The following is a 24,026-nucleotide window of genomic DNA, read 5'->3' as shown; positions in this document are numbered from 1 at the left end:
ATGACTCAGTTCATTCTCGCCTCCACCTCACCCCGCCGCAAGGATCTGCTGGATCGGCTGGAGATCCCTTTTGAGATCATCCCCAGCTCTATAGAAGAGAATTATGACAACGGTATGGCGCCACCAGAGATGGCGAATCTGTGGGCCCTCGAGAAGGCGAGAGACGTGGCCGCGGACCACCCGGAAGAAATTGTCGTGGGTGCCGACACTATTGTGGCGCTGGAGGGAAAAATCCTTGGCAAACCAATAGATTCATCCGAGGCAACAGAGATGCTCAGAGCACTGTCGGCAAGGACACACACCGTTTACACCGGCGTTGCTTTGGTGCTGAAGTCCAGCGGTGTTGAAGCGTCTTTTGTAGAGTCCACCGAAGTGACCTTTTTTGAGCTGGAGGAGGCGCTCATAAGCAGGTATGTGGCCTCCGGCTCCCCACTGGACAAGGCCGGCGCCTACGGCATCCAAGACGGGTCTGCCTGCTTCGTGGAAAAAGTGAACGGCTGCTACCACAATGTGGTAGGCTTCCCAGTGGCACGGTTTGTTCAGCTGGTCCGGTCTGAGAAGTTCAAACAACAGTTTCCCGTCGACATTTGGTTTGTTTCCGACAGGGAGATCGCTTAAAATCACCAGCTTATGGTGAACGAAATTCAGGAACCTGCACCCTTTTTTGAGGAACTGAAAAAGCTCAGGGTCGAAAGGGACATTGAGCTCAATGAAGTCTCCACCCGCACCAAGATCAACCTGGAATATCTGGAGGCTATGGAGTCGGGCGATTTTTCGTTTCTGCCCTACATTTACGTTCGCCTCTTTTTGAAATCTTACGTTGTTGAGATCGGTGCCGAGACCGAGGAGGCTCTTCAGCAGTTGGATCACCTCATGGACAAGAAGACACCCGTCGACGACCAGCAGCCCAGCGAAGAAAATGAAGAGAGTGAAGAGTTTTCTAAGGACAGTCTGGAAAAATCGCTCATGCCTGTTTCCATGAACAGCATGACCTTGTCTATTGTGAAAGTTACAGTTCTGATCCTCGTTGTTTTCTTTGGTGTGTGGGTAGTGAAGCAAATTACTGTTGACGAACCTGAACTAGCGGAAAGTTCTACGGAAGCACCTCTGGCTGTGGCGCCTAAGATTACAGATCAGGAACTTAACGCCAATTTTATACCGTCCGATTTGGATCAGAAACTGAACCTAGAGGCACCGTACAAGCTTGCTCTTTCTTCCACCAGTGAAACCTGGTACGAGTTTGAATCGGACTATTCAGGCAACATCACCTCCGCCAGTCTGCTCGCGGGTAGCGAAGTTACACTGGATTTCAACGAATATCTTTATCTGCGGTTTGAGCGAGCCACCGATGTCTCCGTCTTTCTGAACGGAACATCAGTTTCTCTCCAGGATGTGCCTCATCCCACTGATGTCATATTCGACGGTCAGAGCAAACAGCTTACCATCCGCAGCTACACACCCCGGTAGCACCCTAACTCCCCCTTAAAGTTCTCCTTTCAAAAAACCATGTAAGAGGCGGAAGATTTATCTTGACATTGGTGGGGTACTAAGCTAACATTATGGGTAGAAGTGGGTAATAATCCCATAATTCTCGAGTATGACAATTACAGAAAACACCTTCACCGGGGAATTCAACTATACCCTGGATTCAAAGGGGCGGTTAAACATTCCGTCAAAATTCAGATCGGCCCTTTCCCCCGACAATGACGGAAGTTTTGTCATTACAAAAGGGATGGACCGTTGCGTTGTGGCGTATCCCCTGGTGGAGTGGCAGAAGCGAGTGGAAGCCGGTCTCAGGGAATTGTCAGCCACATCCCAGCGCAACCGTCTTTTTGTCCGCTCCCTCACCCGTTATGCTGCCACAGTCAAGCTGGACGGGCAGGGCCGCATCCAAATCACCCAGTTTCTGAAAGAGTACGCCAACCTGGACCGGGACGTGAGAATCATTGGTGTTGTGAACAAGATTGAGATCTGGAATCCTGATGATCTGGAAAAAATACAAGATCTTTCCCCAGAAGATTTTGACGACCTGGCAGATAAAGTAATCCTTTAGCCTGTGACTTCAGAATGGGACGCTGCAAAAAAACATCATATATCGGTTCTGAAAGAAGAAGTTCTCTCCTACCTCGCGGTAAAGCCGGACGGTATTTACCTGGACGGAACTGTGGGTCTCGGCGGGCACGCGTCGGCGGTCCAGAGTCAACTTTCTCCCAAAGGGTGCCTAGTCGGGTTTGATGGTGATAAGGAAGCCGTCAGACACTGTGAAAAATTGCTGTCGCCCTCCTGTCACCTCCTCCAAGCGCCCTACGATACTTTCCCTCAACACCTCTCCTCCCTCAAAATTCAAAAACTGGACGGTATGCTGTTAGACCTAGGCATATCATCTTACCAGCTGGACACACCGGCCCGAGGTTTTGCCTACCGCACGGAAGGGCCTTTGGACATGCGCTTTGATGGAAGCGGTTCCACCACCGCCCGGCACATTGTTAACAGATGGCCTGTTTCAGAGCTGAAAAAACTGTTCAAAGAGACCGGCGAGGAGCGGCGCGCTTCCGCCATTTCCAATGCAATCGCAAAGGTGAGGGATTCAAATCCGGTAGAGACGACGTCTGATCTGACACATATTATAAAGAGAGTCGTTAGCGACCATACCGTCACCAAGACCCTCTCCCGCGTCTTCCAGGCGCTCCGCATCGCTGTGAATGGTGAACTGGGGTGCCTCGAAAGATTTCTGGACGCATTCGCAGGTTACCTGAAAACCGGCGGCCGGATTGTCATTATTTCTTATCACTCACTGGAAGACAGGATGGTAAAACAGACTTTTCGCAAGCTGGAGAAAGGGTGTGTCTGTCCCTCAGAGTTTCCGGAGTGCCGGTGCGGCATCACTCCTACCCTCAAAGTTTTGACACGTCGTGTGGTCCGCCCCACAGAGGAAGAAACTTCAGAAAACAGCCGTGCCAGAAGCGCGCGGCTTCGGGCGGCGGAGAAAATCTAGTGGCAAGGCAGAGAGCGAAACACCGCCGCAGAACCTCCCGCAAACAAAAAGAATTCATCAACTCCATCCTCTTCCTGGCCGTGTCACTGTTATCTGTGACAGGGCTTCTGATCTATCTCTGGGTGTACAATGAGATCATTCTCACAGAGAAAGGCAATGCGGGACTGAGGAAGACGAAAGAGGTGCTGCTGGAAGACAACAAACGTCTGGGCGGCAATATCGCCCGGCTCATGCGGGCGGACAGGATAACCTCTATCGCGGAAAAGGAGTTGAACCTGGTGACGCCGGTTCCGGAGACGCTGGTTGTCTTTATCGAGCCAAGAGATTTCAGTGATAGAAGCGGGGCGAAATGACCAAATCATTCTCCAAGTTACGGCCTCGAATCCTCTTTCTCTCCAGTGTCATGATACTGGTGTGGGCCGGCCTCACCATGCGCTTCTTCTACATTCAAGTGATCCGCGCCCATGATCTCAGCGCCCGGAGTGATCAGCAAGGTGGCAACAAAGTGCTGCTTTCTGCGGTTAGAGGTTCTATAAAAGACAGGCGCGGTCTCGATCTGGGCACCAATGTTATTCACTACTCTTTCGGAATCCATCCGAAAGAAGTTGAAAACCGGGAGCAGCTCATAAGTGCATTCACTGATGCCACCGGTCGGTCCCGGAAATATTACGAATCAAAATTCAGTGAGTCGGCCCCATACGTTTTCCTGGACAGGAACCTTCGCACCGAAGTGGCCCTGCCCCTGCTGGAACTGGAAGATCGGGGTCTTGTGGTGGGCAGGCACGGCTACCGGTTATACCCCCACCAAAACATCGCTTCACAAATCATCGGCTTTACAAATGTGGATAATATGGGTATTGAGGGTATAGAGAAACAGTTTGACAAGACCCTCAGCGGCAAGAACGGTTGGATAGTTCTCCAGAGAGATGGTAAGGGACGCAGCAGGCGCAATAGCGCCTATCCCCGCTTGTCGACGGTGGACGGCTCCGATGTCTATCTCACCATTGATCTCCAGTACCAGGCCATCCTTCAGGATGAGTTACAGAAGCGTGTTACAAAGACTAACGCCAAAGGCGCAATTGGCGTTATACTGGAACCGCGGACAGGGAAGGTGCTCGCCATGGCATCGTTGCCGGACTTTGATCCAAACGGCCCTGCTACACATCCCCGAGAGACATACCGCAACCGGGCGGTGACAGACCAGTTCGAGCCGGGATCCACATTTAAGGTGGTTCCCGCCACTGCGGCCCTGAGCTACAACTCCGTAGGCAAACACGAAGAATTCAACTGTGGCAATGGCTCATACAATTTCCACGGGCTCGTCATCAAGGATTGGGAAAAGTTTAGTCTTCTCACATTCCCTCAGATTATCCAGAATTCCAGCAATGTGGGAACAGTGAAGATCGCTGAACGCATCGGCCCCAAGAACCTTTACTCCATCGGCCGGAAGTTCGGATTTGGTTCTTTTTCAGGCATCTCCTTTCCTGGTGAAGCGAAGGGAGTCTTCAAGCAGACAAAAGATTGGAGTGGTATTTCCATCGCTGAAATCTCCATCGGTTATGAGGTGTCTGTCACCACCCTTCAACTGGCACTGGCCTACGGCGCTGTGGCTAATGGCGGTTTTCTCATGAAGCCCCAGATCGTTGAAAAAATTATCCACCCTTCGGGCACTGTCAGTTATGAGACCGAGCCTCGGGTCATCAGGCGGGTCGCCTCAAAGAAAGTGATGGATGAACTGACCGATATGCTGGAGCTGGTGGTCTCCAAGGGGACAGGAACAAAAGCAAACCTGCCCGGCTGGAACGTTGCCGGAAAAACGGGTACGGCCAAAAAATACGTGGATGGAGGATATTCCAACAATCGGTTTATCACCTCATTTGCAGGTTTCTTCCCCGCCCACGATCCGAAAATGGTAGCGGTCATTATCCTAGATGAGCCGAAGAACGGCCTTCATTGGGGCGGTGAAACGTCCGCACCTGTCTTTCAGGCTGTCATGAAGCGGATTGTGCAGGCAGACGATTCAATACTGGTCCATAAGCCTGTGAAACAAAAAAGGGGAGTGATGGCAAGTGTGTTGAATGAACTGGCCCCTGAAAAAGAAGGTGACTCTTCTCCCACGCCCATTACACTCATTACAACAGCCGCCACGCCGAAAGACGGCTGGGTGGCAGTGCCGGACGTCCGGGGCAGGAGCTTAAGAAATGCCACATCCATGCTGAGACAAGCCGGTTTGAAAGTTAAGCCTAAGGGTTCCGGGACCGTGGTGTGGCAAAGTCCGACACCAGGATTGCTGGTGAAAGAGACGTCATCCTGTACCATAGGATTGAACTGATGGTTGCGGTACGCACATTATTGGATGGGGTCGATGTGGTTCAGCCGTCATCGGTGGAGATCCCCATCAATTCTGTGACGGCTGACTCCCGTCACGTCTGGCCCGGCTCAGCTTTTGTGGCTGTGGAAGGATACATTGTCAACGGCCTCGATTATGTGCAAAACGCTATCGCTCACGGCGCCGCCCTCATTATTTCAAACGGCGGAACGAAAGCTGACGATTTACTTGACAATGTGAAGACACCCACAGTTCGGGTTAAGAATGTCCGAAAGGCACTTTCAGCCATTGCCGCCAATCTACATGGCCACCCTTCCGAAAAACTGACCACGGTGGGCATTACCGGTACCAACGGTAAAACAACTACTGGATATATTATCGATTCCATTCTGAAAGCAGCGGACATAAAGAGCGGCATGATGGGAACCCTGGGCGTGGCGGCACCGGGAATGGAAGCGCACACTGGTCTCACCACACCGGACAGCCTGGACCTCCAGCGTACGCTGGCCCTTTTTGTTGACGGCGGCCTAACTCATTCTGTTATTGAAGTTTCTTCTCACGCCCTGGAGCTGGACCGAGTGGCGGACGTGTCTTTTGACATGGCGGTGTTTACCAATTTTTCTCAGGACCATCTCGATTTCCACAAAAGTATGGACAACTACTTCCAGGCGAAGAGCAGGCTGTTTGCCATGCTTTCCTCTGATAAATGTGCCGTTTTGAACACCGATGATCCGAAGTCGGCGGAATTGGAAAAGGTGACGGACGCCCGGGTGATTACTTACGCCATGGAGGCGGACGCAGATGTAATATTCTCTGACTGGGGCATGTCCATTGACGGAATCTCAGGCACCGTTGAAACTGGCGGTGAAACAATCCATATCTCCTCTCCCCTAATGGGCTCCTATAACCTCCACAACATTCTGGCGGCAGTGGCGACGGCCACCGTTTTGGAAGTACCGGTTGATGCCATAGAGTCCGGTGTCCAGTCCCTAGTGACTGTCCCGGGGCGTGTAGAACGTATGAAGAGCCACAACGGCGCCATTGTTATTGTGGACTATGCCCACACCCCGGACGCATACAATAAACTTTTTTCTTCACTCAAGACACTCCTACCTCGCGGGAATAGGCTGGGCGTTATTTTTGGCTGCGGCGGTGACAGGGACCAGGAAAAACGTCCCCTCATGGCAGCCGAAGCCGAAGCTTACGCCGACAAGATCTACGTGGCTCCTGACAATCCCAGAACAGAATCTATCGACACTATTAATAAGGATATTGCAAGAGGGTTTAAAAAAGAGAGTCACAGTTTTCACACCGACCGTGGGGAGGCGATCCGGGAGGCTGTGGCGTGGCTAAAGCCCGAGGACATCCTAGTCATCGTCGGCAAAGGGCGGGAAGACTATCAGATCACCGGGGCGGAACGAATGCACCATTCAGATGTAGAAACAGTAAAACAGATAGTAAAGGAACTGGCCGGAGATGAGAATTGATCTGCCTGACCCGGAAAGATTCATGAAACTTTTTTATGAGATCACAAGCCAGCAGCCTGAAGCCAAGATCACTGGAGTCACGCTTGACAGCCGTGAAGCACGGCCAGGGGATCTCTTCATCGCTATGGTAGGAGAGCGGGTGGACGGTCACCAGTTTCTCCCCCAGGCATCTGGTGCCCAATGCTCGGCTGCTCTCGTTTCTGAACGCGATGACGGTGTGGACTTTCCACAGATCGTGGTAGATGATCCAGCCGCAACCGTTTCTCAGCTGGCAACAACTTGGCGGAGATCACACAGTGTGGAAGTTACTGGCATCACCGGCTCAAACGGCAAAACGACAACGAAAGACCTTTTGATACACATCTTTTCTGTGAGGCACGTAGTGCATGGGACTCGCGGGAACTATAATACCCATCTAGGGTTACCCCTCACCTTACTCGAGCTAGACTCCCTCCATTCCCAATCCTTCCTTGAAATGGGAGCCAATCACCGGGGCGATATTGGATATCTCTGTAGTCTGTCCCTACCTCGGCACGGATTAATTACCAATATCGCCCCAGCCCACCTCTCCAGCTTCGGCTCCGTAGAGGCGGTCAGGGAAACCAAAGGTGAACTTTTTGAAGCCTTGCCGGAAAACGGCATCGCATTTATAAACTCCGATGATGAACTCCTGAAAGGTTTGACCACTCCGGCTGAGAAAGTCACTTACGGGTTTAACCCCGAGTGCAACTTCAGCGGTGACATGAGCCGGAACAATAAAGGCCTTATTACACTTATTGTTAATGGTGAGAAACTGCCTACCGGTTCTGCCAATCAGACTTTTGCAAAGAATGTGCTGGCGGCGTCTGCCGCCTCTTCCACACTCGGGATACCATGGGAAGACATCCAACACCAGGTAGCTACCTTTTCGGCAGTGGCGGGCCGATGCCGGATGGAGAAGCGGAACGGTGTCATCGTTATTGACGACACATACAATGCCAATCTCATTTCTACCTTGGCTGCCCTGGACTATCTCTTTGATATTCCCGTTACAGGAAAAAGACACTTCATTTTTGGTGATATGCTTGAGCTGGGAGTCGCCAGCAAAGATCATCACCGCCAGGTAGGGCAGGCCGCCTCAGAGAGGGGTGTGGACCAGTTCATGTGTTACGGACCGGAGTCGGCCGCTGCCGCCGAAGCGGCCAACGGCATCGAGGCTGAACATTTTGACGATAAAGATTCACTGGCAGAGGCGTTGAAAGATACAGTGATCGAAGGCGATGTGGCACTGTTCAAAGCATCCCGGGGGATGGAGCTTGAATCGGTGATCAAACAGGTGTTCGGAAACTGATGTTCTACCACATTCTCTACCCGCTCAGGGACCAACTGTCTGTACTAAACATTTTTCAGTACATCACATTCCGGGCAGCGGGGGCTGCCATCACCGCTCTAATCATCAGTTTTGTAGTAGGCCCGTGGATCATCCGGAAGCTCCAGTCGAGTCAGGTGCTAGAGACCATAGGCGAAAGAGGACCTAAAACACATCAAACAAAGAAGGGCACGCCAACAATGGGGGGAATCATTATCCTTGTGGCAGTGATTCTCCCCACCCTCCTTTGGGCCAATCTGCTGAACAGCTATATCCATATCATTCTGCTTGCCACCATCTGGATGGGCCTCTTTGGATTCCTCGACGATTATCTTAAGACGATGCAAAAGTCAAAAGAGGGGCTGGTGGCAAGGTACAAATTCGCCGGACAGATAGGCCTGGGGCTCGTCATCGGCGGGTGGCTCTACTTTGGGGCAGAGTTCAGGGAAATCGGCCCAGTCACCTCTGTACCTTTCTTTAAGAATCTGGAGATACCTTTCGGCGTTCTCTACATTCCGTGGGTGACACTGGTGCTGACGGCCAGCTCCAATGCAGTAAATCTCACGGACGGGCTGGACGGGCTGGCGGCGGGACTTCTGGCCATCTGTGCCCTCGCCCTGGCGGCAATTTCCTACATCTCTGGCCGAGTCGATTTCAGTAGCTATCTTAACATTATATACCTTCCTAAAGCTGGGGAACTGACCATTTTCGCCGCGGCGCTGGGCGGTGCCTGTCTCGGCTTTCTCTGGTTCAATGCTCCGCCGGCGCAAGTCTTTATGGGCGACACAGGCGCCCTCTCTACCGGGGCGGCGCTGGGGACCTTGGCCATCCTGTTGAAAAAGGAGCTCCTCCTGGTGATTCTGGGCGGTGTCTTTGTCTGGGAGGCCATTTCAGTCATGATTCAGTTGGGCTACTTCCGATGGTCAAAGAGTAGAACGGGCGAGACAAAACGGTTCTTTCTCATGGCGCCGGTACACCATCACTTTGAGTTGAAAGGATGGAAAGAGACGCAGGTTGTTATCCGATTCTGGATAATTGGGATACTCTTTGCTCTGATGACATTCAGTACATTCAAGATTCGATGATGGATATCAGCAACAGGAAAACCATGGATCTCAATGGCAGGTCTGTTGCGGTCATCGGCGCAGCCCGGAGTGGGCTGGCGGCGGCGAAACTGCTGACTAAGCTGGGCGCGAATGTGTTTGTTAGTGAAGCAAATGAAAAGATTGATGTCGGTGAACTGAAAACAATTGGTGTGCCGTTTGAAACGGGTGGTCATTCTGAAAAGGTGACTGAGAACGATCTCATTGTGGTATCTCCGGGCGTACCGCAGGATTCAGAAGTGGTAAACCGGGCAAAAACTTCCGGGATCCCATTAGTGAGCGAGATTGAACTCGCCAGCTGGTTCACTGCCACCCCTATAACCGCCGTCACAGGTTCAAACGGGAAAACAACCACTACATCTATTCTGGCAGAAATGTGCCGCCAGGGAGGCCTCACAACTTTTGAGAGTGGCAACATAGGGACCCCCTTTGCCAAAGTGGTTTTGGAGAATCTGGATAGTGAGCCAAGAAATGCCGTTCACGTCTTAGAAGTAAGTTCGTTCCAGATGGAACAGATCCACCATTTCAAGCCTGACGTGGCGGTGATCCTCAACCTCTCCCCCGACCACTTGGACCGATACGGTTCCATGAACGATTATGTAGAAGCAAAAATGCGGGTGGTAGAAAATATGACGGGGGAGGATCATGTGGTTTACAACCTGGACGATCAGTTTCTCTGTGAGATTCTGAAAACGGATGCTGAACCAGCGCCGTTCAGCGCAGGTTCTTCAGGCGGTCTCCGGTTCTGTCTGAACGAAACCAAGATTTATGACGAATCCCGTGAACCATTCATCTACCTGAATGAGATCTCCCTACCGGGCACTCACAACGTGGCCAATTTCCTGGCGGCGGCTACGGCGGCTGAAATCCTGAACGTGAGTAAAGACGCCATCAAGCAGGTAATGAAAACATTTAGCGGAGTTCCACACCGCCTGGAGAAACTTAAGACCCTAGATGGTGTCACTTTCTATAACGATTCCAAGGCCACCAACATCGAATCAGTGAAGGTAGCCCTGCAGTCGTTCACCGCCCCCGTTGTTCTGATTCTCGGGGGGCGTGACAAAGGCGCTGATTTCGATGAACTGATCCCCTACCTCGCGGGCGGGGTAAAACTGGTAATAACGCTGGGTGAAGCGGCGGAGCGCATCGAGAAGACCCTCTCCAACAACCCTCCCTTCCTACGAGCTCACTCAATGGCTTCCGCCGTTTCCCTGGCCTACCAGAACAGTAAAGCGGGAGATGTAATTCTCCTCTCCCCCGGCTGTACCAGTTTCGACATGTTTAACAATTTTGAACAACGGGGCAACACGTTCCGTGAAGAGGTGATGAGGTTGTGACATGCCCATAGAGGTGTCCTCAGAAAAATACGATAGACCGCTCCTCATCATCACCATGATACTTCTTGCGATTGGGGCGGTAATGGTCTTTAGTTCCAGTTCAGACATTTCCCTGGACAAATTCGGCAGCGGCACCTTCTATTTCCGGCGGCACCTTTTACGTGTTTTTATGGGGCTAGCTGTCATGGTGGCTGCCATGTTCATAGATTATCGCCTGCTGAAGCGGATCGCTGCACTCCTCTTTATTGTGAGCATTGTGCTATTGATCGTTACCAAGGTGATGTTCCTCATAGCGGGAAACCATTCACCGGCCCGGTGGCTCTACCTGGGACCGCTTCGAATTCAGACATCGGACCTAGCCCGGTTCGCCACTATCATATACCTGGCAACATATATCGATAAAAAACGGGACGGAATCGGTGACTATGTTAACGGCTTCCTCCCTCCCGTCATCATGACAGGGATTGTCATGGCACTTATCATTATTCAACCGGACTACAGTACGGCAATTATGATCGGTCTCATTGTTATGATCATGCTTTTCATCGGCAGGGCCAGGCTGATCCACATGCTAGCCACCTGTGGCGTGGGGATGACAATCCTTATACCTGTTATGATCGCCGAACCATACAGGTTTAAGAGATTGATTTTCTACTTAAAGGGGATATTCGATTTTTCCGACGCCAGTTACCAGCTCCAGCAGTCGATCATCAGCCTCGGCAATGGTGGAATGATAGGCGTTGGCCTGGGCGCCAGTACAGGCAAGAACCTTTTCCTCCCGGCACCTCACACTGATTTTATTCTGGCTATTATGGGTGAAGAGATCGGCTTCGCCGGTATTTTTGTCCTCATTACGCTCTACCTGGCTATTTTCCACAGGGCGCTGAAGATTTCCAAAGGGTGTACGGATGTGTTCGGCATCATGCTGGGCATCGGTCTGTCGGTCCAGATCGTGACGTATGCCTTCATAAATTCGGCGGTAGTGACGGGGATCGTCCCCACCACCGGGCTCCCCATTCCGTTCATAAGTTTTGGCGGCAGTGGCCTGTTGACGAATCTCCTCTCCGTAGGGGTCCTGCTGAATATATCAATGGCTAGGCGGACGGTGAGAAGAAGATCGGAAGCGAGGATCCGTTTTGCCTGAGTCAAGGAAAAGTTTCATCATCGCCGGCGGCGGCACCGGTGGCCACCTCTTCCCAGCACTGGCCATTGGGGATGCATTGAAAAAACGGTTTCCATTTGCCACTATCCATTTCGTTGGCTCCAAGTTCGGACTGGAGTCCAAAATTCTCCCGGAACGGAACTATAGCCATACACTGCTCACCATCAGGGGATTTATGAGAGGCATTTCCTTGAGAGCCCTTTTCAGGAATCTCCTCTTTCCTTTCAGGTTCGCCGCTGCTTATCTCAAATCCCGGCGGTTGATTAAGAAACTCTCTCCTGTGGCTGTCATCGGTACCGGCGGTTACGCCAGCGGACTACCACTCCTAGCGGCCATTCACAGAGGGATACCAACGGTCATTCATGAACAGAATTCCTATCCTGGCATAACAACACGATGGCTCTCCTCTAGAGTGACTCGTGTCTGCCTTAGTTATGAAGATGCCCGGCGTCACCTTAAAAAAAAAGTGGTGTCGTCACCGGTAACCCTGTTAGGGAGGAGATTATGAACGGTGACAGGAAAAAAGCTTTGCACGCATACGGCCTGAAGGAAGACTTACCAGTGTTGGCCCTTCTGGGCGGCAGCCAAGGTGCCCTGGTGTTGAACAAAGCCTTGGAGAAGGCTCTCAACGATTTGAAAGACGTGCAGATCCTTTGGCAGACTGGCGACTTGCATCTTGAGACCTACCGGAAGCACGAGACCGGCAGAGTGAAAGTGATGCCGTTTGTGGATGATATGGGCGCTTTTTATGCAGCGGCAGATCTGATCATCTCCAGAGCTGGTGCTCTGGCCCTGGCGGAGATTGCCGCCTGCGGCAAGCCGTCCCTCTTAGTCCCTTTTGCAGGTGCGGCTGGCGATCACCAGTCCATGAATGCAGAAAGCCTCCGGGCATCAGGGGCGGCCATGGTGGTGCATCAGAAAGAGTTTACGGGCGAGCGCCTAGCCGATGAGGTGAAACAATTGATGGGTGACAGTCAGGTACTTTCCAGGATGGCATCGGCGGCCCGGTCCGTTGCGAAGCCGGAAGCTATCGATCTGATCGTCAATGAAATCGAGGTTATAGCAGAAGCGTAATGCTTGGGAAAGTCAAAAAAGTTCATTTTGTGGGGATCGGCGGCATCGGCATGAGCGGTATTGCCGAGCTCCTCATCAATCTCGGTTTTGAGGTGACGGGCTCTGACATGAAGACCACAGACATCACCAAAAACCTCCAGAAACACGGGGCTGTGATCCACGAGGGTCACAAGCCGGGGAATGTGAACGATTCCGATGTGCTGGTCTATTCCTCCGCGGTGCAGGCGGACAATCCCGAACTTAAGAGGGCTAAAAAGAAACTTATCCCTATCATTCGGCGGGCGGAGATGCTGGGCGAGCTACTGAAACTGAAACAGACTTCCGTGGCAATAAGCGGCACCCACGGAAAGACAACCACCACCTCCATGATGGGTTCAGTGCTGACAGAAGCGGGGATGGACCCTACCCTGGTGGTAGGCGGCGTGGTGAAAAGCCTGGATGTGAACGCCTTGCTGGGCCAAGGTGACGTCATCGTAGTGGAAGCCGACGAGTTCGACAAAAGTTTTCTACAGCTAACGCCCACTTATGCCATCATTACAAATATTGATTCAGATCATATGGACTGCTACGATTCGGAACAGGATTTGCTCAACGCCTTCGCGCAGTACGCGAACGCCACACCCTTTTATGGTGCTGTTGTGGCGTGTGTGGATGAGCCTATGGTAAAGCGGATCCTCCCGGACATCAGCCGACCCGTGATTACCTATGGTTTTTCAGGGGATGCGGAGTTCCAGGCTGATAGTCGTGTTTATCGGGAGGTCCGCTCAACTTTTGTCGCGAAACACCGAGAGGAAGAGTTGGGAGAAGTGGAGCTGATCGTTCCTGGTGCCCACAACATAAAGAACGCCCTGGCGGTCATCGCCCTGGGAATGGAGATGGAAATCGATTTTGACACCATCAGTAACGGCCTGAAACAGTTCAGCGGCGTGAAGCGGCGGTTTGAGATCAAGGGTGTCTTTGACGATGTGATGATAGTGGACGACTATGCCCACCACCCCACGGAAGTCTCCGCCACACTTAGAGCGATAAAAAACGGGTGGGATCGCAGACTGGTGACCGTTTTTCAGCCACACCTTTACAGCCGGACCCAGAACTTTTACGAGGATTTCGCCCGGTCTTTTCTCATCAGCGATGTCCTCATTGTGACAGATGTTTACCCGGCCAGGGAGGAACCCTTGGCCGGCGTTACAGGAGAGCTTATTACCAACATGGCCAAATCCATGGGGCATGAAAATGTCTACTGGGTAGAAGACAAGAAACGACTCATAGCCGCCATGAAGGCGCTGGTGGAGCCTGGAGATCTTGTGATTACCATGGGTGCTGGTGATATCTGGCGTATTTGCGATGAATACGCCGCCATGCTGGGAAAAGAGGCGGTGGAAGCCTGAGGAACGTGTGGATCCTGACTTCAAACGGCTGGAGGAAAAGTTGACGGGAAAAGTCATGTGGAATGAGCCTATGAAAGGACACACCTCATACGGCATAGGCGGGCCGGCCCTGGGACTCTTCTACCCCGCCGGTGAGGCCGACCTGTCGGCAATTCTGTCCTTGTCTCAGGAAAAGTCCGCCCCCGTCTTTTTTACCGGATCAGGCTCGAACCTGCTGGTGAGTGATGACGGCTTTGACGGGTTTGTTATCAGCCTATCAAAAACATTCAAAACAATGGAAATCGACGGGACTGACATTTATGCCGAATGCGGTGTTATGATGGGTCATTTTGTGAAAAAATGCGTCGGAGCTGAGCTCACAGGAGTGGAAAGTTTAGTAGGTGTGCCAGGAACGCTGGGAGGCGCTATCCGGATGAACGCCGGCGCCTACGGGCGGGAGATATCCAATTTTCTCACCAGTATACGAGTCATGACACTGAATGGGGATGTGAAAGAGGTAAAAAGAGATGAGATTGAGTTCAGTTACCGCCACTCCTCCCTGAGAGACGATGAAATAGTGCTGTCGGGTAAATTCAAGTTTGAAAAAAGGACGCCGGAGGAAATCCTAGAGCTGAAGTTGAAGGCGAGCGAGAGCCGAAAAACGACACAACCGCTCCGTTTCCGCTCCGCCGGATCCGTCTTCAAGAATCCTCCGGAGAAAGCTGCCGGTTACCTCATCGATCAGGCGGGTCTGAAGGGAACCCGCGTCGGCGGCGCGGAAATCTCAGAAAAGCACGCCAATTTCTTTGTGAACCACGGTGACGCATCATCGGAGGACCTGGCGGAGCTCATTCGCCTAGCTAGGCGGACGGTACGGGAAAAATTTGACATCAACCTGGAGCTGGAGATCAAGACGCTCGGTTTCGCTGAAGGGACCTTTGATGCATGATGCCTAAGCGGAAAAAAGTGCGCAGAAAAAAGAAGATGCCGAAATGGGTAACGCCCGTCATCAGATGGAGCCTCATCTCAGCCTCCCTCCTTTTTTTCGGTGTTCTGGTCAATTACGCCATTGACTGGTCACTGCTGAGTGGTGACTTTGACCTGACGGCCACGGAGATCCGCGGAAACAATATTTTGGCGCAGGACGAGATTATTGCCCTGGCGAAGATTCCCTTCGCTCAGTCGCTGACTGATATTGACCTGAAGGCCATCCAGCGGCGGGTGGAGGAGCATTCCTACATAAAAGGAGCCCGGGTGAGCCGAGACTTCCCGAAAAAGATTAGTATTGATGTGGTGGAACGGCAACCCATGGCCTACCTGAACCTCACCAATTTTCTGGTCATTGACGATGAGGGCGTTGTAATGCCGCTCCGGCACGATGATATGGAATTCAACGTTCCGACCCTTACTGGTTTCAACCCCGCAGAGGAACTCTACCCGGTGGGACTGAAATGCCTCTCCCACAAGACGCTGGAGGCGGTGAGCTACCTCGCGTTTATCCGGGACCGGTTCCCTGTTCTGTTTGAGGACATCTCCGAGCTCACCGTGGACAAAACGGACGAATATGTTATGGTACTGGCGGAGAAGCCTACCAAAATCCATTTCGGTGAGGCCAATATGTTGGCACAGATTGAACTGTTGAAAGAATTTTACACCATCCTACCTGGTGGGTGGACGTTACACAATTATCGCTACGTTGACCTTAGATACAAAAACCAAATTGTAGTGAGGGAAAGAACGTGAGAAACGGGTTAGTTCAGGACAAAGGTACCTCTGTGGGCCTGGACGTGGGGACCACAAAGGTTTGTTGCATCATCGCTCAGTCTGACGGGAACGGTGGTGACATGAAACTGCTGGGTGCAGGCGTGGCCCCCTCCCACGGCGTAAAGCGGGGGACGGTGGTAGACATCGACGCCACCATCCAAGCTATTGAGGACGCCGTTCAAAAGGCAGAGACCATGGCCAATGTGAAGGTGTCCGAGGCTTACGTGGGGCTCTCCGGTGATCACATCCGGGGTCTTAACACCCAGGGCGCCATCGCCATATCAAAGAACGGTCACCCCGTCACTTACGAGGATGAGATTAAGAATTCGGATATTGACAGAGTGCTGGAGATGTCCCGCGCCGTCTCCCTTCCTGTTGACAGGAAAATAATCCACATTCTTCCGCAGGAATTTGTGGTGGATCACCAGGGCGGAATCAAGAATCCCATGGGGATGGTGGGCCGGCGGCTGGAGGCACACGTGCACCTTATCACCGGTGCCACATCAGCGGTGAAAAATGTTACCAAGTGTGTAGAGGAGACGGGCATCGCTGTGAGGCGGTTTATCTACCAGCCTCTCGCTTCGGGAGAGGCTGTGCTTGAGCCGCACGAAAAGGAGCTTGGTGTGGTGCTTGTGGACATCGGTGGCGGCACTACGGACATCTGCGTCTATTTTGAGGGTGAGGTACGGCACTCGGCTGTCATCGCCCTGGGCGGGGATTGCATTTCCAACGATCTCGCCATGATGACACAGGTCTCCATCGATGAAGCCGAAGAGATTAAAACCAAATATGGCTCGGCGAAGGCGGCCATGGCGTCTACGGATCTAGAGTTTGAACTGCCCCGAGGAGCCGACGAGACTCCCCGGCAAGCAAGCGAGCACGAGGTGTCCCGCTATGTGGAGGCGCGGATGACTGAAATTTTCCAGATGGTGAAGCAGGAGATCCAGAAACGTTTGCAACTGTCACCATGGCGGTCGGGCATTGAGAACCCCGTCTCCTTCGGTGTGGTATTGACAGGCGGTGGCTCACTGCTAAAAAATGTGGCGAGCCTTGGTGAAGAGATTTTTGAAGTACATGTAAAAATTGGTGTTCCGAAAGGTTTGAGCGGTGTGGTGGACGTGGCGGCGAGCCCCATCTACGCTACCGCCATTGGACTGGTTCAACATCCCCTCAATGCTGACAATGTGTACGATCCTAGACACCGGCAGCCTGCCGGTGTGGGCAAGCTTGTGGAGGACATTGGTGGATGGTTCCGGGGATTTTTTTAGTAAAATAGCGATGAGGAGGATTGCACTCAGGGGAGTGACACGGCTCTGACTCGCGGGAGAAAGTAAAGGAGGACAGCATGCTGTTCGAATTCGATTCACTAGCTGACCAAAAAGCACGTATAAAAGTAATTGGCGTTGGCGGCGCAGGCGGAAACGCCGTCAACAGGATGATAAACTCGGGCCTCACCGGCGTGGAGTTCATTGCGGTGAACACCGACGCGCAGGACCTGGATAACAACCGGGCCGAGACAAAGATCCAGATCGGCAAGAACATAACGAAGGGTCTAGGTGCAGGCGCCAAGGCGGACATCGGCAGGACCGCCATGGAGACGGAGAAAGACGCCGTCGCCTCTATCATTGAGAGTGCGGACATGATCTTTGTCACCGCCGGCATGGGCGGCGGAACGGGAACAGGGGCGGCACCTATCGTGTCTCAAATTGCCCGGGAGCTGGGCGCCCTGACCGTAGGAGTCGTGACACGGCCGTTCAATTTCGAAGGGCCGAAGCGGATGAACCGGGCCACCAGCGGCATTGAAGAGATGCAGAAGAGTTGTGATACACTCATATCAATCCCGAATCAGAAACTTCTCACAATTGTGGACAAATCCACCACTGTGGTGGAGGCGTTCCAGATGGCCGATACTATCCTCCATCAGGCCACACGGGGCATTTCGGACCTCATCAACGTTCACGGTCTCATAAATCTCGATTTTGCCGATGTGGAAACCATCATGCGTGACATGGGTGATGCCATCATGGGTACCGGTGTGGCCATAGGTGAAGAGCGGGCGGTGCTGGCGGCTCAGCAGGCCATCTCCTCTCCACTGCTGGATGATGTGAATATGCGTGGTGCACAGGGTGTACTGGTAAACATCACCGGCGGTGATGGCCTTACTCTCATGGAGGCGGACGATGCCACATCCATTATTTTTGAGGAAGCGGGCCAGGATGCAAACATAATCTTCGGCGCTGTCATCGATCCCTCGTTAGGTGAGGAGATCCATGTGACGGTCATCGCCACTGGCTTTAACGCCAAGGCACGAGCAGCCGAGGTCGGCATCCAGGGTAAGGAACAGGTGGCCAGGCTCAACTTTCGCCAGGAAGCTGAGCAGATCCACGAAACTCCCAATGTCCCTACTCACCAATCAAAGGTGACGGAGGACGACCGGCCAGTTCTAGATGCACCAGCGCCCGATCCCATGGTCTTTAAGGATGACGACCTGGAAATCCCTGCCTTTTTGAGACAGCGCCAACAGTAGTCCCCTCCGGAAAACCAACTCTCTCTAAAAAAACCCCGCTGGAGCGGGGTTTTTCTTTACTGGCAAAAGTTTCCCACGTCTCACTTTCTATACGTCCCCGCCACATAATTATAACGCCCCCTCCCCTCTTGACCTTCTGTCCGTCCTGATGTAAACTGACACCCGCGAACTTCTGAAAGAGATATAAAGGGTGGCTTTCAGGACAGGCGCCCCGGCGGAGGTATTCTTCGGCAGGTCACTATCGGTTAACCGTCATTTGGGAGATGAGCATGGATGACAAAACAACGGTGCAGCAACTAAAGCAAGAGATTGAAGATTTTGTGAATGAACGGGACTGGGCCCAGTTCCACAGCCCCAAAAACCTCGCCATGGCGCTGGCCGTTGAGGCGGCTGAACTGATGGATCTTTTCAAATGGTTTACGCTGGAGGAGTCGCGGGAACAGATAAAGGAGAGCTTACGTGCCGACGTCGCAGATGAGCTGGCCGATATTATGATTTACGCCATGGCCTTTGCTAACAGGCACGACCTCGATATTGCCGCAGCCGTCACCGAAAAGATGACGAAGAACAGGGTAAAATACCCAGCGGAAAAGTTCCAGGGTCATTTTTGACTTTGATGAGGTATGCCATTGGGAAAGCCGACTTTAAGAGGCAGTTCCGAAGGCAGCCTTTATATTAAGCCTTTGGATTTCGGTTACAACCCAATAGCAATTCCCTATTGACCGGAGTAGGTTTAGACTCTAATTTTCTTTTTGATTATTAGCAAAACGAGGGCTAACACATGAAATGTTTTATTCGCACTCTATCCCTGGTCCTGGTGGCCACCGTTGCGCTCACTGCAGGTGACGACGACAAGAAAAAGGACGAAATCGCCTGCGTCATTTCCGGTGACGCCATTGACAAGACGGAATACACCGAATACAAGAAAGGGAAAGTCTTTTTCTGCTGCGGCGGTTGTAGAGCAGATTTCGATGAAGCTACTGCCAAATTCTCCGTGGCGGCAAACTACCAGCTGGTGGTTACCGGTCAGTACATGCAAACCAACTGCCCCCTTTCCGGCCGTAACCTGAACCCCAAGAAAGTCGTTAAGGTGGCTAATACCAATGTCACTTTCTGCTGCGGGAACTGCCAGGGAAAAACCAAAAAAGCTGAAGACAAAATGGCCTTTATTTTCGCAGATGCCTCTTTTGACAAGGGGTTTTCTCCCATCCCGGAAAAGCCCAAGACAGACAAGAAAGCTTCCAAATCTAAAAAATAGTCCACCAGGAAAGACTGGTTGGCATCTACCGCGCCAAACACTGCGAACTGAATGATCTCACCCATGGTACCTCCACCCTCCTCAGGGAGTGGAAAGAACTGGAGGCGGCCCTGGATCTCCCTTTTGAACTTATCCACCTGAACGAGCAGAACCCGGAACTGGGGGCCGGGTCACCACCGGATTGTGCAGCGTACACTCGATCATCTTTCTGATGTTCAATAAATCAAGCTGAACTAGGTTATATCCATAGGAAATATCCATAAACTCTTTGTCGCGTCCGGACGATAGAACCTTTATAGATTAAAAGGTAATTGTTAATAAAATTAAAAAATAGATGTGGTTTGTGAAACAGTGCTTACGGATAATTATTAATGTTTTTGCAACGACAGCAAAATTCAGATGGAAGACGTGGTAACAATATGGTCAAACCACCCAAAAGAAATAAACACGGTCAGGAATCAGAGTGGCAATTGTCCAGCAATAAGCAATATAATCAAAAGATATAATGATGCCTCGTTTTTGCCTGACCTCAATATTGCTCTGTATCGTGCTATCTATGTCCCTTTACGGACAGGAAAGTCCTGATCTGGAAGGGGTTTATGAGCGTGTTTCACTCATCAATCTTACCACAGGTCAGGCGCTCGACCCGACCCAACGCGGCCTGCTTATGATGGCCCAAGGCTATTATTCGATGATGACGATAAAACCGGATCGTCCCATTCTTGAACAAGGGAAGCGTCCTGAAGACCTACCCAAAGATGATCAGATCGCCTTCTTGCATGAGTGGTTGAAACTGAACGCCCACACCGGGCCTTATGAGGTAGAGGGAGATACACTGATTTGGCATCGTGACCTATCAGAAAACCCGCGCGAAGTAGGCACGGTGTCCCGGTTGCCCTATCAGTTGCGGGATGATCTTCTCGTCATCCATTTCAATCTGTCAAATGGCAGTCGCTGGGAATGGAAGTGGCGCAAAATTCGTTGAAGGTTGATTGAGAAGGGAAAAATAGAGCTATGATGCTCCGAAAAAAAACGATATACCGAATGGGACTGATTTTTCTGTTGTGGATCGGAAGTCTACTAACCATCCACGCTCAACCGTCCGGTCTCACAGAAAAAGACGTTACCGTCTACGGCTTCAATCTACACTACGGCGAAGCAGGCAGCGGACCACCGCTTGTGTTACTGCACGGTTTGTGGGGTGGTCGGAACGAATGGCGTTTGAATATCGACCCGCTGACCGCCAATTTCCGCGTGATCGTCCTTGACCAGATCGGTTTCGGTGACTCGGATAAACCCCACGCCAATTATCATAATGCGTTGCTGGCGCAGTTTCTGGCGGGTTTTCTGGAAGCGCTTGAAATAACCAAAGCCACGCTGGTAGGCCACGCCATGGGTGCAAATACGACGACTTACATGGCCGTCCATTACCCCCACCTGGTAGAGCGAATGGTGCTGGTCGACGGAGCTGGATATCGAAACCCGAATCGCGATCTCGCCAGGTCGCTGACTGAAGCGCAGATTAAGTTTCGCCGGACCGTGACCGGATCGGATCTGGCCGCGACCCGAAGTTTTCTAAAGCGCCGTGTATATGATCCCGAACTGATCACTGACAGTTGGGTGCAAGAAGCGTTTACACTGTGGCTCAAATCTGCCCGAGCTATAGAGAATATGTTGTTGGAAGGTGGCGACGTGACCGAGGAAGAGATGCGAACAATCCGGGTACCTGCCCTGATCGTGTGGGGTAAAGAAGACCAGGTGTTCCCTTTGAGCAATGCTGATCGGCTCAATCAAGATATTGCCGGTTCATACAAGGTCATCTTCCATGAGGCAGGGCATCTTCCGCAGGTAGAGGTCCCGGATAAATTCAATCGGGTGGTCTATGAGTTTTTGACCACAGGCAAGGTAAAATTGAAGAGCTATTAACTTCTAGCATTTGTGAATTAACCACAGAATTACGTAACATCCTCTCGGAGTAGTATTCGTGCAGATAGCCATCATAGGAATCTACTTGGCGGCCATGATCCTTTTAGGATTAGCCCTGCAAAGCCGGATCGACAACATATCCGACTTCCTGATCGCCGGTCGCAACCTCGGGCTGTTACTGACCACTGCTACATTCGCCGGCACCCAACTAGGGGCCGGTGTCATTCTAGGGGGGGCCGAACTGGCAGCACAACACGGTGTCTGGGCCGGCATGTGGCCGGGAATTGGCGTAGGAGGCGGGTTGATTTTCGCCGGCTTCATGGCGGCCAAGAAGCTGCGCCGGAAGGGTGTTTACGTTCCTCTGGACTTCTTCGGAGAGCGATACGGGGAGAATCTCTGGGTTCGGCTCTGGGCCTGGATATCCAATATCCCTAGCCTGCTCGGGATTCTGGGCGTGCAGTTCATGGCGACAGGTGCCGTAGCCACCATGTTTGGTGTCAGCTTCAAGACGGGCGTCTGGTCCGCCGGAGGCGTGGTGCTGATTTACAGCATGCTCGGCGGAATGTGGGGCGCCGTTGTCACGGACCTGGTTCAAGTCTCGGTCATCGTGGTTGCGATCCCGGGACTCGCCTTCTTCACCTTCCAGGCACTGGCGGCCAACGAAGGTGTCGCGGTGACGTCCAGTATCGGCGAATTGCTCGCCGTTCCATTCGTCTCTGAAGGCATGGCATCAAACGCCGTCTTTAATATTCTTCCGTTTCTCCTTATGATATCTGTTTCGTACGATGCCTATCTGCGCTTCCAGTCCGCCAAATCGGGAAATACAGCCAAATGGGGTGCTGTGTACGGCGGATTGATTGTTATCGCCATCTCGTTTTTCGCCGCGCTCATCGGCGCAGCCGGGCGTGCGGTCGATCCGGCCACCAATGCCACCACGGTCCTTCCGCAGATGATCCAATCCATTTTGTCACCGATGCTGGGGGGAATTGTGCTCGCGGCCCTGCTGGCGGCCGCCATGTCGACGGCCAACAGCCTTATCATTTCCATCGCTGGCTCCTGTTCCCGGGACTTCTACAACAAGATTCTCCACAGAGATGAGAAGTTGGGTGACCTGCCGTTCGCAAAGCCGCTGTCTCGAGTAGTCGTGGCGGTCTCGGCACTGCTAGGCATTCAAATTGCACTGCATTTCGAAGGCCTTCTGCGGACGATGATCGTGTTCGCCACGCCCTACATGGCGAGTATGCTGGTTCCCTTGCTCGGCGGTCTCCTGTGGCCGCGAGCCACCGCGAAAGCCGCGTACAGTGCTATGATCATGGGAGGGGTTGTGGGCATGACTGCATTCGCGGTCTCGGTTCCCGGACCTTTCGAGGGTCTTTTCAATGCCGACCTAGCGTTGTTGATTGCCTGGTCGATGTCGACAGTCGTATTCGTGCTCGTGACTCTTGTGATCCCGACAAAAGGAGAAACCTCATGACAAATCCGCCAAGATCCGCAAGAAATCAGGCATCTTTTTAGAAACTAATCCTTCATTGAACTGTTAAAAAGAAAACAGCTATTGATTCTTTAATAAAAGGATAAGGAGAACCGTTATGAATACTGAAACTCTCATACCAACCCTGTTCGTAACCATTATTGGATCCTTTCCTTTGTACTACGCCTTCAAATGGGCCTACCTGAGGGACATGAGAATGCGGAGATTCCATGGAAAGCTCTCAGGGCATTATAATATCATTCCCTACATATACAAGTACCAGTTAGTGGACTGGTGTGTGAGGAACTTGGGTGGTGATAGGCATTACTACACCAAACTGCCCAAGAAAGCCCTAAAGACCATCTTCACAAAGGAAATGAATGAGAAGCAGCCTGGAAAAACTGATCATTCCCATAAGCAGAGAGCTTCCTTAAACCAGAATGAAGTGAAAAACGGTCATCTCAGTTCGAAGGGCAATGGTTCTTTGGCTGCTATTCTTGAGCAGTAATAAAATAGAACAGCGGCCTTTGTAACAGTTGGTCATAGGTTCGACTCTATCAGGTACACATCAGAGTAGCTCTTCTCAACTAGCAGTTTTTTCTTTTATACTCCCAAATGATCACCTTTTTAATTCCGCTGGAAAATCGAGTAAATTCGCAATTAAAATGATAAATAAGTGTTTTTGAACATTAATATTCTATTCGACAGAATGTATATATGAAAATTTCAGACAAATTAGAGGATTATAAGGCTCAGGAAAAAACCTTCTACAGCTTTGAGTTCTTCCCACCGAAGACAGACTTTGGTCTGGATAACCTGTATGGCAGAATTGATAGAATGGCATCTCTGCAACCAGCTTATATCGATATAACCTGGGG

25 protein-coding genes are annotated in these 24,026 nt (G+C 51.8%); all 25 read left to right on the top strand.

The window, feature by feature from the left end:
• On the top strand, positions 1-618 hold the full coding sequence (gene maf / locus EYO21_05775) for a septum formation protein Maf (protein ID HIB03317.1): 618 nt from the start codon (positions 1-3) through the stop codon (positions 616-618).
• Positions 619-630: 12 nt separating this feature from the next.
• Positions 631-1,467 carry a helix-turn-helix domain-containing protein gene (locus tag EYO21_05770; GenBank protein ID HIB03316.1) on the top strand — a complete coding sequence of 279 codons (837 nt, stop codon included), beginning with the start codon at positions 631-633 and terminating at the stop codon, positions 1,465-1,467.
• Positions 1,468-1,597: 130 nt separating this feature from the next.
• Positions 1,598-2,053 carry a division/cell wall cluster transcriptional repressor MraZ gene (gene mraZ, locus EYO21_05765; protein HIB03315.1) on the top strand — a complete coding sequence of 152 codons (456 nt, stop codon included), beginning with the start codon at positions 1,598-1,600 and terminating at the stop codon, positions 2,051-2,053.
• A 3-nt stretch (positions 2,054-2,056) separates the two neighbouring features.
• The gene (rsmH, locus tag EYO21_05760) at positions 2,057-2,995 is read left to right on the top strand and encodes a 16S rRNA (cytosine(1402)-N(4))-methyltransferase RsmH (GenBank protein HIB03314.1); all 939 of its coding nucleotides are present in this window, start codon (positions 2,057-2,059) and stop codon (positions 2,993-2,995) included.
• Positions 2,995-3,348 (top strand): hypothetical protein, encoded by a 354-nt coding sequence (locus EYO21_05755; GenBank protein ID HIB03313.1) that lies wholly within the window; start codon positions 2,995-2,997, stop codon positions 3,346-3,348. Before rsmH ends, EYO21_05755 begins: the two co-directional genes overlap by 1 nt.
• Positions 3,345-5,327 carry a PASTA domain-containing protein gene (locus tag EYO21_05750; GenBank protein ID HIB03312.1) on the top strand — a complete coding sequence of 661 codons (1,983 nt, stop codon included), beginning with the start codon at positions 3,345-3,347 and terminating at the stop codon, positions 5,325-5,327. Before EYO21_05755 ends, EYO21_05750 begins: the two co-directional genes overlap by 4 nt.
• Positions 5,261-6,811, top strand: coding sequence for a UDP-N-acetylmuramoyl-L-alanyl-D-glutamate--2,6-diaminopimelate ligase (locus EYO21_05745; GenBank protein HIB03311.1), 1,551 nt, complete (start codon positions 5,261-5,263; stop codon positions 6,809-6,811). Before EYO21_05750 ends, EYO21_05745 begins: the two co-directional genes overlap by 67 nt.
• Complete coding sequence (gene murF, locus EYO21_05740) at positions 6,801-8,141, top strand: UDP-N-acetylmuramoyl-tripeptide--D-alanyl-D-alanine ligase (GenBank protein HIB03310.1); 1,341 nt, start codon at positions 6,801-6,803, stop codon at positions 8,139-8,141. The genes EYO21_05745 and murF overlap by 11 nt, the downstream gene beginning before the upstream one ends.
• Complete coding sequence (locus tag EYO21_05735) at positions 8,141-9,244, top strand: phospho-N-acetylmuramoyl-pentapeptide-transferase (protein HIB03309.1); 1,104 nt, start codon at positions 8,141-8,143, stop codon at positions 9,242-9,244. Before murF ends, EYO21_05735 begins: the two co-directional genes overlap by 1 nt.
• Positions 9,157-10,599, top strand: coding sequence for a UDP-N-acetylmuramoyl-L-alanine--D-glutamate ligase (locus EYO21_05730; GenBank protein HIB03308.1), 1,443 nt, complete (start codon positions 9,157-9,159; stop codon positions 10,597-10,599). The genes EYO21_05735 and EYO21_05730 overlap by 88 nt, the downstream gene beginning before the upstream one ends.
• Before the next feature lies 1 nt (position 10,600).
• A complete protein-coding gene (locus EYO21_05725; GenBank protein ID HIB03307.1) occupies positions 10,601-11,743 on the top strand; it encodes a cell division protein FtsW in 1,143 nt (380 codons plus the stop codon).
• Positions 11,736-12,269, top strand: a complete 534-nt coding sequence (locus EYO21_05720) for a hypothetical protein (GenBank protein HIB03306.1) — start codon at positions 11,736-11,738, stop codon at positions 12,267-12,269. Before EYO21_05725 ends, EYO21_05720 begins: the two co-directional genes overlap by 8 nt.
• Positions 12,266-12,835 (top strand): hypothetical protein, encoded by a 570-nt coding sequence (locus tag EYO21_05715; GenBank protein ID HIB03305.1) that lies wholly within the window; start codon positions 12,266-12,268, stop codon positions 12,833-12,835. Before EYO21_05720 ends, EYO21_05715 begins: the two co-directional genes overlap by 4 nt.
• Positions 12,835-14,223: a UDP-N-acetylmuramate--L-alanine ligase gene (locus EYO21_05710; protein HIB03304.1), complete on the top strand. Its 1,389-nt coding sequence runs from the start codon at positions 12,835-12,837 to the stop codon at positions 14,221-14,223. The genes EYO21_05715 and EYO21_05710 overlap by 1 nt, the downstream gene beginning before the upstream one ends.
• Entirely contained in the window at positions 14,180-15,151 is a 972-nt protein-coding gene (gene murB, locus EYO21_05705) for a UDP-N-acetylmuramate dehydrogenase (GenBank protein ID HIB03303.1), read from the top strand. Before EYO21_05710 ends, murB begins: the two co-directional genes overlap by 44 nt.
• Positions 15,148-15,945, top strand: a complete 798-nt coding sequence (locus EYO21_05700; GenBank protein HIB03302.1) for an FtsQ-type POTRA domain-containing protein — start codon at positions 15,148-15,150, stop codon at positions 15,943-15,945. Before murB ends, EYO21_05700 begins: the two co-directional genes overlap by 4 nt.
• Positions 15,909-17,234, top strand: a complete 1,326-nt coding sequence (gene ftsA / locus EYO21_05695) for a cell division protein FtsA (protein ID HIB03301.1) — start codon at positions 15,909-15,911, stop codon at positions 17,232-17,234. The genes EYO21_05700 and ftsA overlap by 37 nt, the downstream gene beginning before the upstream one ends.
• Positions 17,235-17,314: 80 nt before the next feature.
• On the top strand, positions 17,315-18,493 hold the full coding sequence (ftsZ, locus tag EYO21_05690) for a cell division protein FtsZ (GenBank protein ID HIB03300.1): 1,179 nt from the start codon (positions 17,315-17,317) through the stop codon (positions 18,491-18,493).
• A 269-nt stretch (positions 18,494-18,762) separates the two neighbouring features.
• Positions 18,763-19,104 carry a nucleotide pyrophosphohydrolase gene (locus tag EYO21_05685; protein ID HIB03299.1) on the top strand — a complete coding sequence of 114 codons (342 nt, stop codon included), beginning with the start codon at positions 18,763-18,765 and terminating at the stop codon, positions 19,102-19,104.
• 170 nt (positions 19,105-19,274) lie between these two features.
• Complete coding sequence (locus EYO21_05680; protein HIB03298.1) at positions 19,275-19,751, top strand: hypothetical protein; 477 nt, start codon at positions 19,275-19,277, stop codon at positions 19,749-19,751.
• 505 nt (positions 19,752-20,256) lie between these two features.
• Positions 20,257-20,736, top strand: a complete 480-nt coding sequence (locus EYO21_05675; protein ID HIB03297.1) for a hypothetical protein — start codon at positions 20,257-20,259, stop codon at positions 20,734-20,736.
• Between the two features lie 29 nt (positions 20,737-20,765).
• Positions 20,766-21,677, top strand: a complete 912-nt coding sequence (locus tag EYO21_05670) for an alpha/beta hydrolase (protein ID HIB03296.1) — start codon at positions 20,766-20,768, stop codon at positions 21,675-21,677.
• An 85-nt stretch (positions 21,678-21,762) separates the two neighbouring features.
• Positions 21,763-23,151: a sodium:solute symporter family protein gene (locus EYO21_05665; GenBank protein ID HIB03295.1), complete on the top strand. Its 1,389-nt coding sequence runs from the start codon at positions 21,763-21,765 to the stop codon at positions 23,149-23,151.
• Positions 23,152-23,266: 115 nt separating this feature from the next.
• On the top strand, positions 23,267-23,656 hold the full coding sequence (locus tag EYO21_05660) for a hypothetical protein (protein ID HIB03294.1): 390 nt from the start codon (positions 23,267-23,269) through the stop codon (positions 23,654-23,656).
• A gap of 209 nt (positions 23,657-23,865) precedes the next feature.
• Positions 23,866-24,026 (top strand): methylenetetrahydrofolate reductase [NAD(P)H] (locus EYO21_05655; GenBank protein ID HIB03293.1); only part of this gene is annotated, 161 nt, incomplete at its 3' end.

Source organism: Candidatus Neomarinimicrobiota bacterium (genome assembly GCA_012964825.1).
GTDB lineage: Bacteria > Fidelibacterota > Marinisomatia > Marinisomatales > S15-B10 > UBA2125.
Note: the sequence above shows the minus strand (reverse complement) of the source record. Positions and strands in the feature narration are given on the sequence as shown.

Excerpts from the sequence above, each read along its gene's own strand:
- EYO21_05770 (HIB03316.1), top strand. The coding sequence starts at position 631 with ATGGTGAACGAAATTCAGGAACCTGCACCCTTTTTTGAGGAACTGAAA.
- EYO21_05685 (HIB03299.1), top strand. The coding sequence starts at position 18,763 with ATGGATGACAAAACAACGGTGCAGCAACTAAAGCAAGAGATTGAAGAT.
- EYO21_05660 (HIB03294.1), top strand. The coding sequence starts at position 23,267 with ATGAATACTGAAACTCTCATACCAACCCTGTTCGTAACCATTATTGGA.
- EYO21_05670 (HIB03296.1), top strand. The coding sequence starts at position 20,766 with ATGATGCTCCGAAAAAAAACGATATACCGAATGGGACTGATTTTTCTG.
- murF (HIB03310.1), top strand. The coding sequence starts at position 6,801 with ATGAGAATTGATCTGCCTGACCCGGAAAGATTCATGAAACTTTTTTAT.
- EYO21_05735 (HIB03309.1), top strand. The coding sequence starts at position 8,141 with ATGTTCTACCACATTCTCTACCCGCTCAGGGACCAACTGTCTGTACTA.
- EYO21_05710 (HIB03304.1), top strand. The coding sequence starts at position 12,835 with ATGCTTGGGAAAGTCAAAAAAGTTCATTTTGTGGGGATCGGCGGCATC.
- EYO21_05725 (HIB03307.1), top strand. The coding sequence starts at position 10,601 with ATGCCCATAGAGGTGTCCTCAGAAAAATACGATAGACCGCTCCTCATC.
- murB (HIB03303.1), top strand. The coding sequence starts at position 14,180 with ATGAATACGCCGCCATGCTGGGAAAAGAGGCGGTGGAAGCCTGAGGAA.
- maf (HIB03317.1), top strand. The coding sequence starts at position 1 with ATGACTCAGTTCATTCTCGCCTCCACCTCACCCCGCCGCAAGGATCTG.
- EYO21_05680 (HIB03298.1), top strand. The coding sequence starts at position 19,275 with ATGAAATGTTTTATTCGCACTCTATCCCTGGTCCTGGTGGCCACCGTT.
- EYO21_05715 (HIB03305.1), top strand. The coding sequence starts at position 12,266 with ATGAACGGTGACAGGAAAAAAGCTTTGCACGCATACGGCCTGAAGGAA.
- EYO21_05730 (HIB03308.1), top strand. The coding sequence starts at position 9,157 with ATGGAAAGAGACGCAGGTTGTTATCCGATTCTGGATAATTGGGATACT.
- EYO21_05675 (HIB03297.1), top strand. The coding sequence starts at position 20,257 with ATGATGCCTCGTTTTTGCCTGACCTCAATATTGCTCTGTATCGTGCTA.
- EYO21_05750 (HIB03312.1), top strand. The coding sequence starts at position 3,345 with ATGACCAAATCATTCTCCAAGTTACGGCCTCGAATCCTCTTTCTCTCC.
- EYO21_05700 (HIB03302.1), top strand. The coding sequence starts at position 15,148 with ATGATGCCTAAGCGGAAAAAAGTGCGCAGAAAAAAGAAGATGCCGAAA.
- mraZ (HIB03315.1), top strand. The coding sequence starts at position 1,598 with ATGACAATTACAGAAAACACCTTCACCGGGGAATTCAACTATACCCTG.